The sequence below is a fragment of the Lachnoclostridium sp. MSJ-17 genome (genome assembly GCF_018918205.1).
Classification (GTDB): domain Bacteria; phylum Bacillota; class Clostridia; order Oscillospirales; family Acutalibacteraceae; genus Ruminococcoides.
This window is the reverse complement of the sequence record NZ_JAHLQB010000057.1, coordinates 36,901-44,191: the sequence shown is the minus strand read 5'-3', so window position 1 is coordinate 44,191 and position 7,291 is coordinate 36,901. Positions and strand designations below refer to the sequence as shown.

Here is a 7,291-nt window from a genome sequence, read left to right as displayed (position 1 = left end):
CTTATACCTAACGAACAAATCTATCAATCTTACTGTTAAAGTTCGGATAAGCGTAGAAAAAGACAAATCCGAACCCGTCTCCAACAGGGAGAAGGTTCGGATTATTGTCGCTTGGTGCAGGTAACAGGACTTGAACCTGCATGAAATTGCTTTCACATGGACCTGAACCATGCGCGTCTGCCAATTCCGCCATACCTGCTTATTAACTTTGCGGTTTGCCAACCACAAATATTATTTTATCATAAAAAAACCCGCTTGTCAATGACAAATTCGGGCTTTTTTGAAAAATTCGTTTATTTGTTCAATCCGTCATACTTGCCTATATCGCAGAGCAGGATTTCGTGGCAGCCGAGCCTTGTGCTCAGCGGCGCCAGCTGCATGTAGTCGCCGTACAGGAAGCGCAGATACTCGTCATATTTTTCCGGGAGAGGCAGCGAATATCCCTCAAAATCAACGTAAACAGCCTTGTCGAGCAAGTTTATGGGGAATACGCCGTTATACACATTCCTGCCCATGCCGTCGTAAAGATATTTGGCATTCTTTTTTCTTTTAAAGAATGAAATAGTATGATTCATCAGCCAAAGACTGAACCTGATGGGGAAGAGCTTTACGCAGAGATTCGTTACAGCGGTCTGGATTCTACTGCCGTTTTCAGTTTTGCGGTGATTCCATTTGTTGAAAACGAGCGCGCGGGTGAAGATAGTCATAGCAAGGTGTATCTTCTGACCGAAGCGTGAGTTGGCTGTCTTGTCGTGACAGAAAATATCGAACGCGATGCCGTTGTGCATTGTCTTGTGTTCTTTGGCGAATTCCGTAGCGAAGGCTGTGCCGTTAACGCGCAGCTTGGCAAATTCATAAAAGCAGCTTTTGTCGGTTTTGTTTGACTGAAAGCTCATGTTTGCGGGCAGCTCGTCAGCGGCGATTTTGCAGAACTTGTCGTAGTCTTCGCGCAGCATCATGATGTCGGAGTCATCGTCCCACGGAATAAAGCCCTTGTGCCTGATTGCGCCGAGAAGCGTGCCGCCGCCGAGAAAATACTTGATATTGTGCTTGCGGCAAATCCTGTCAACCTCAAGCAGATAGGCGAGCTGAATCTGCTGAATCGCGTCGAGTCTGCCGTCGTGAGTGTTCGGAAGCTGCATACCCTCGGTGGTTTTCATATAGCTCATAACGCACAGCTCAAGCGCGGTTTCGAGCTTTAACGCGGCTGAACAGCCGTATGTTTCGATTTTACCCGTTGCGATGGGTGAGTGGTTGAGCTCTTCGCCGTCAGTCAGCGCGATTTTGGCCGCATCGCCGTAAACGTCATGGAGAACAGCGGCGATTGTCGCCGTAGAAACGGTTGAGTTTATACCCGCTGTGTTGTAGACTTGATTTCTGTCAAGCACGTTCATGGCGTAAATTATCGAGCGTAGCACATCGGTCAGGTATACAAACGAGTATTTTTGCTTTGAGTTAAACAGCGAGGTTTCTTTGCCTTCAGCTACTGCCTTGAAAATCGGATCGAGGAAGCTTTCGATTCCCGAATGTGCGCCGAGAATAATACCCGTGCGAAGTGTTGTCAGTTCAAAACCGCGCGCTTTTTTCTCGCAGTTAAACATCGCTTCAATTGTCCTGACAAGCTGGTTTTCCACATTTGCCGCGTCTGTGTTGACAAGGTCCGCGTACTCGTTTTCCGCGTAAATCCTATGCGGCTTCGGGTTGCCGTAAACCCTGCTGTCGCTGAGCAGAATCAAAGGAGCGCCTGTTTTCTGAGCAAGGGCGGAAATATCCTGCGCGAGGTTGATTTCCCTCTTGAAATCTTCTGAAAAATCAGAGATCCTCTCATTGCAGAAGCCCGTGTGGACGATGAAATCTGCTTTGTTTATTTCTGAAATAGAATTATAATCGACAAAATCAAAGTCGTCGCGCAGTATCAGCTCCGCGAACATCTCGTCAATCAGGCTCTTGTCGCGAGCCGCCAGAACGATTTTGCAGCCGAGGCTCCGTGTTTCATTCTGATAAATCAGCGCATAGCAAAGACAGCGGGCAAGAGAATGTCCGCTGACTACGATAGTTTTGTTTTTTAATTTTAAGATCTGTTCCTTTTCGACCTGCGGCATTGCCGCCCAGTCTGCCTGGAAATCGGTTAATTTATTTTTCATTATTTTTTCTTATTTTTCTGAGCTGCCTTGTAGTCCTGATAGACCTTGAGGGTTTCGTCTGTATTGCCGTCAAAAATAACGGTGCCTTTTCTCAGGTAAATCGAGCGCGGACAGATCTCGCGGACGGATTCGGCGTTGTGGCTTACGTAGAGAACCGTAGTGCCTGCCGAGATTATCTCCTTGATTTTGTCCTTGCACTTTCTCTTGAAGCTCGCGTCGCCGACGGAGAGAGCCTCGTCGACAACAAGCACGTCAGGCTCGATATTTACGTTGATCGCGAAGCCGAGACGCATTTTCATACCGCTCGAGTACGTTCTGACAGGCTGGTCGATGTAATCGCCGAGCTCGGCGAAATCGATGATTCTCTCCTCGATTTGCTTTATGTACGCGTCCTCAAGACCGAGAATGTAGCCCTTGAGGTAGATGTTCTCTCTGCCTGTCATCTCCATCGAGAAGCCTGCGGTCAGCTCGAGCAGAGCCGCGACCTTGCCGTTAACGATGATCTCGCCCTCGTCGGGGAAGGCAACGCCGGTGATCATCTTGAGCAGAGTGGATTTACCTGCGCCGTTGTCGCCGACGATGCCGACGGACTCACCGCGGTATATTTCGAAGGAAACGTCGTTGAGCGCCTTGTTTGTCTTGGGATTGCGCGGCTTGAAGAACAGAGCCTTGAAGCGCGCCTGGTCGTTTTTGTAGAGAATGTAGGTCTTGCTTACGTTTTTGAAAGTAATAATCGCCTCAGACATTGCTTTCCCTCCGAATCAAAGTACGTCAGGAAGCTTTTTCCTGAGTCGGTTGTAGTTGAAGATGCCGAGCGCGAAAACGAAGATGAATTCCGCGAGGAAAACGGCAAGCTCCGTTTTGTAATAGAAGAAGGGTCTGTGGTAGAGGAAGCAGTTGCGGTATCCGTTCGCGAAGAAGTTGATAGGATTGAGGAGCATAATGAATTTCAGCGGCTCCTGGAAGCTGTAGGAGTCGTACATAATGCCTGACAGCCAGAAGATACCCGACATGATCGAAACGATAAGGCTCTCAAAGTCCTTGCTGAACGCTGACATCGGAGCAGTCGACCACGACAGCGCCAGGAAGAACATGAACATCAGCGGACAATAGAAGAAGAACTGCAGATTGTACCAGCTCGGACCGATAGCGAAGAACACGTAAGCGTACATCAGCACCATCAGCATCAGGTGTACATACAGCCTCGAGATCGATGTGTAGGTGAGAATAGTCGATACAGGGAACTTTACCTTGGTGATAAACTGCCTGTTGGTTCTCAGGGTTTTTGCGCCCTGAATAATGCTGTCCTGAATGAAAAACCACGGAATGATGCCGATGAACATGAAGGTAAAGAAGTCGATCGAAAACGGGTCGTGGCTTCCGAGGTTAACGTGCATGGTTTTCATGGTCTTGATTCCGACGGAGAACGCGAACCAGTATACGAATACCGTGAAGGCGGGTTTAACGACCGCCCAGCCGGGACCGATAACGGCGCCCTTGTATGTTTTAATCAGCTCGTTTTTGGCGAGCAGAAAGATTTGCTTTCCAAATCCCTTGTGTTCCTTGAAAATCGAAGTAATCAAAAAACAACCTCCTTAAACGTATAGAGAAAATATACAAATAACAGTTGGATTTACTCAAAATGACGGCAAAATTACAAGAGCTTTTCACCTCCGTGAGACGCGTGTTTGCACACTTGTCCATACTAATACCATTATAGTACATTTCCCCGATTTGTCAATCATTTCCGCCTTATTTTTCGACGGAAAAGGGCAGTTCCGCAAATTGCTCAAATTAGTGTTGACGTGATAATCACAATGTGATATTATCATGCTAAGATTACTGAAATGACAGAGGAGAAGGAATAGCTCATGAAGCGTTTTTTGGTTGTTGTGGATATGCAGAAGGACTTTGTCGACGGCGCACTCGGAAGCAGCGAGGCTGCAGCGATAGTTGAGAAGGTCGTTGAAAAGATAAAGAGCTTTGACGGAGAAATTTTCGTAACCCTAGATACTCATTATGATAACTATTCCGAAACCGCCGAGGGCAGAAAGCTTCCTGTGCCGCACTGCATAAAGGGTACCGACGGCTGGAAGCTCGACAAAAGCGTCGCGTCAGCGCTAGAAAACAGAGAGTACATGACGGTTGAAAAGCCAACCTTCGGCTCGGTAAAGCTTCCGAAGCTGATTGAAGCCGCCGCAGGTGAAGAGGATTTTTCGATTGAAACTATCGGCTTGTGTACGGACATCTGCGTCGTCAGCAACGCGCTGCTGCTCAAGGCGAATTTTCCGGAGAAGCCCATAGCAGTTGACTCAGCCTGCTGCGCGGGAGTTACCGTTCAGGCTCACAAGGCGGCTCTCGCCACAATGAGAAGCTGCCAGATCGACGTTATCTGAGGGGGTTATTGCATGAATAAGCCGTTTGAGCTGGGTGTGACCGTAGGCCGCTTCCAGACCCTGCACACGGGTCATGTGTACATGATAGAAAAGGCGGCTGCCGTCTGCGAAAAGGTCGGGATCTTCGTAGGTTCGTCGCAGGAGAGTGGAACCGCCAAGAATCCCTATACTTATGAACAGAGAGAGCGTTTTCTCCGCGAGGTGTTCGGCGATACGGTCGAGATCTATCCTCTGCCCGATATCGGCGTCGGCAATACGTCAAAATGGGGCGACTACGTGCTCAAAAACGTCAGGGAACGCTTCGGAAAGGCGCCTGATCTGCTCGTCTCGGGCAAGGAAGAACGCAGAGTCAGCTGGTTTGACAGCGTTGAGGGCGTGTCGGTTGCTGAGCTGTACGTTTCGAAGATCATCGATATGTCCGCCTCGCGCATGCGTGAGTTTTTCATTGAGGACAGGCTTGACGAGTGGAAAAAATACACTCCAAAGCCGCTTTGGGACGACTACGACGAAATGAAAGCCGCCGTGCTCGCAGCAAAGGACAATATGTTTACTGACAGTATTTGATTCAAAGGCTGCGGTAATGGCAAAAGCCCTTGAAAAAACAGTGCGAAAGGCGTATAATAGGTATTAGTTTTTGATTTGGAGGCGCGTATGAAGGTTTTTATTACGATTTTGGTATGTAAGCTCCTGCGTTTTGTCGGAAAGCTCATCGGCAAGGGCAGCAGCTTGCCCGGACAGATCGCGCTCAAGCTCTGTCCCGATATTCTCAGCAGGGTGTCATTGCCCGATTACATCATCGCGGTCACAGGCTCGAACGGCAAGACCTCTACCGTTGAGATGATCGCGCATATTCTCGGCAAGAACGGTAAAAAGGTCGCGTGGAACCGCGAGGGCTCAAATCAGATCGAGGGCGTGACTACTCTTGTTCTCAGCAACGCCACCCTCGGCGGAAAGGTAAAGAGCGATATTCTGTTGATCGAAAGCGACGAACGTTTTGCGCGCTACACCTTCAGGTTCATCAAGCCCACGCACTATGTCATTACAAATCTTTACCGCGACCAGCTGACCCGCAACGGACATCCCGAATGGGTTTTCGACGCGCTCAGCGACAGCATCTGCGACGGCACTCAGCTTATCCTGAACGCCGACGACCCGCTTGTATCGCTCTTCGGCAAGGATAAAAAGGACGTTATCTGGTTCGGAGCGGACAAGCTCTCGTCAGATACCGACACACTTGTCAGTGCCTACAACGACGGAGCTTACTGTCCCGTTTGCCGCAAGCCGATGAATTTTTCCACCTACCACTATAACCATATCGGTCACTACGCCTGCACTTCCTGCGGCTACAAGCGTCACGACACTGATTATACCATCACCTCGGTTGACCTCGACGGCGGCGAGATGGTGATCGACGGCAAGTACCGCATCACCCTCGCGCTTAAATCCCTTTATAATATATACAATATCCTTTCCGCGTACACCGTAGCCCGCATTGCCGGTATCGACGGAGCGGAAATCGCCGCTGATATGAACGACTACGTGCTGAAAAACGGCAGAGTCATCACCTTTGAGCTCGGCAGCCGCCGCGGAACCCTGCTCACCTCAAAGCACGAGAACAGCATTTCCTACGACCAGAGCCTTCGGGTTGCCTCCGCTTACAAGGAGGGCTGCGACGTAATGATAATCGTCGACGCGGTCAGCAGAAAGTATTTTACAAGCGACGTCTCGTGGCTGTGGGATATCGATTTTGATATGCTCAACAGCGATAATGTCGGACAGATCGTCCTTGCGGGCAAGTATGTCAACGACCTCGCGCTCAGGTTCGAGTACACTGATATTCCCGCGGAGAGAATTCACTGCTTTGAGGATATCAACGAGGCTGTCAGCTATCTCGACAGCGACAGGAAGGAGTATATCTACGCGATCACCTGCTTCTCGGATAAGGGCAAGTTCCTCGCGCGGGTAAAGGGTGAATGATATGAAGATTTTACATTTGTACCACGACGTAATGAACCTCTACGGCGAGTACGCCAATGTTCTCGCGATTCGCGATATGATAATAAAAACAGGCGAGTCCTGCGAGGTAATAAAGAAGAGCTACGGCGACGATGTAGATTTTTCCGAGTTCGATTTTGTCTATATCGGTTCCGGCACAGAGCGCGGACAGAAGTCCGTTCTCGCCGATTTCATTCCGAGAAGAGACGCGTTCAAGGCGTACGTCGACAGCGGCAAGGTCGCGCTTCTGACCGGCAACTCCTTTGAAATGCTCGGCAAGACCATTGAGGACTGCGACGGCAGGACTTATGCCGGGCTGAACCTCTTTGATTTTACCGTAACGGAGCAGAACAAGACGCGCAACACTGCCGACGCGGTATTCACGGCGGATTTTCTCAGCCGTCCGCTTGTAGGATTCATCAACAAATGCAGCGAAATCAAGGGAATTGACAAGCCCATGTTCACCGTCAAGCTCGGTCTTTCCAACTGTTCCGACAGTACAGGAGAGGGCGTGCGGCTGAACAATCTTTTCTGCACACACCTAACAGGTCCCGTTTTGATGAAAAACCCCGAATTCCTGACCTATATCAACAAGCTTGTCACCGGCAAAGACGCTGAGCCGAATCCGTTAGCTGTCAAGGGCTACGAGGTGACTGTGCGGGAATTACAGGCGCGAATGGAGCAGTAAGACAGTTTTTTCAATTGAATTATTATGTGAATGTGAAGAAAGGCGTGTACCCGTTGCACGCCTTTTGT

7 protein-coding genes and 1 tRNA gene are annotated in these 7,291 nt (G+C 49.5%); 4 read left to right on the top strand and 4 right to left on the bottom strand.

Annotation, left to right across the window (positions count from 1 at the left end):
* Positions 1 to 112 precede the first annotated feature (112 nt).
* From KQI64_RS05315 to KQI64_RS05300, 4 genes are all read right to left on the bottom strand, one after another.
* Positions 113 to 199, bottom strand: a tRNA-Leu gene (locus KQI64_RS05315).
* 94 nt (positions 200 to 293) lie between these two features.
* Complete coding sequence (locus KQI64_RS05310) at positions 294 to 2,144, bottom strand: LicD family protein (RefSeq protein ID WP_216523693.1); 1,851 nt, start codon at positions 2,142 to 2,144, stop codon at positions 294 to 296.
* Complete coding sequence (locus tag KQI64_RS05305) at positions 2,144 to 2,890, bottom strand: ABC transporter ATP-binding protein (protein ID WP_201428856.1); 747 nt, start codon at positions 2,888 to 2,890, stop codon at positions 2,144 to 2,146. Before KQI64_RS05305 ends, KQI64_RS05310 begins: the two co-directional genes overlap by 1 nt.
* Before the next feature lie 15 nt (positions 2,891 to 2,905).
* The gene (locus tag KQI64_RS05300; RefSeq protein WP_216523692.1) at positions 2,906 to 3,727 is read right to left on the bottom strand and encodes an ABC transporter permease; all 822 of its coding nucleotides are present in this window, start codon (positions 3,725 to 3,727) and stop codon (positions 2,906 to 2,908) included.
* Between the two features lie 288 nt (positions 3,728 to 4,015).
* On the opposite strand from KQI64_RS05300, the gene KQI64_RS05295 reads away from it, so the two are divergent.
* From KQI64_RS05295 to KQI64_RS05280, 4 genes are all read left to right on the top strand, one after another.
* Entirely contained in the window at positions 4,016 to 4,540 is a 525-nt protein-coding gene (locus KQI64_RS05295; RefSeq protein WP_216523691.1) for a cysteine hydrolase family protein, read from the top strand.
* Between the two features lie 12 nt (positions 4,541 to 4,552).
* Positions 4,553 to 5,104, top strand: coding sequence for an adenylyltransferase/cytidyltransferase family protein (locus KQI64_RS05290; protein WP_216523690.1), 552 nt, complete (start codon positions 4,553 to 4,555; stop codon positions 5,102 to 5,104).
* 87 nt (positions 5,105 to 5,191) lie between these two features.
* Entirely contained in the window at positions 5,192 to 6,517 is a 1,326-nt protein-coding gene (locus tag KQI64_RS05285) for a Mur ligase family protein (protein WP_216523689.1), read from the top strand.
* A gap of 1 nt (position 6,518) precedes the next feature.
* A complete protein-coding gene (locus tag KQI64_RS05280; protein ID WP_216523688.1) occupies positions 6,519 to 7,223 on the top strand; it encodes a glutamine amidotransferase in 705 nt (234 codons plus the stop codon).
* Positions 7,224 to 7,291: the final 68 nt, after the last annotated feature.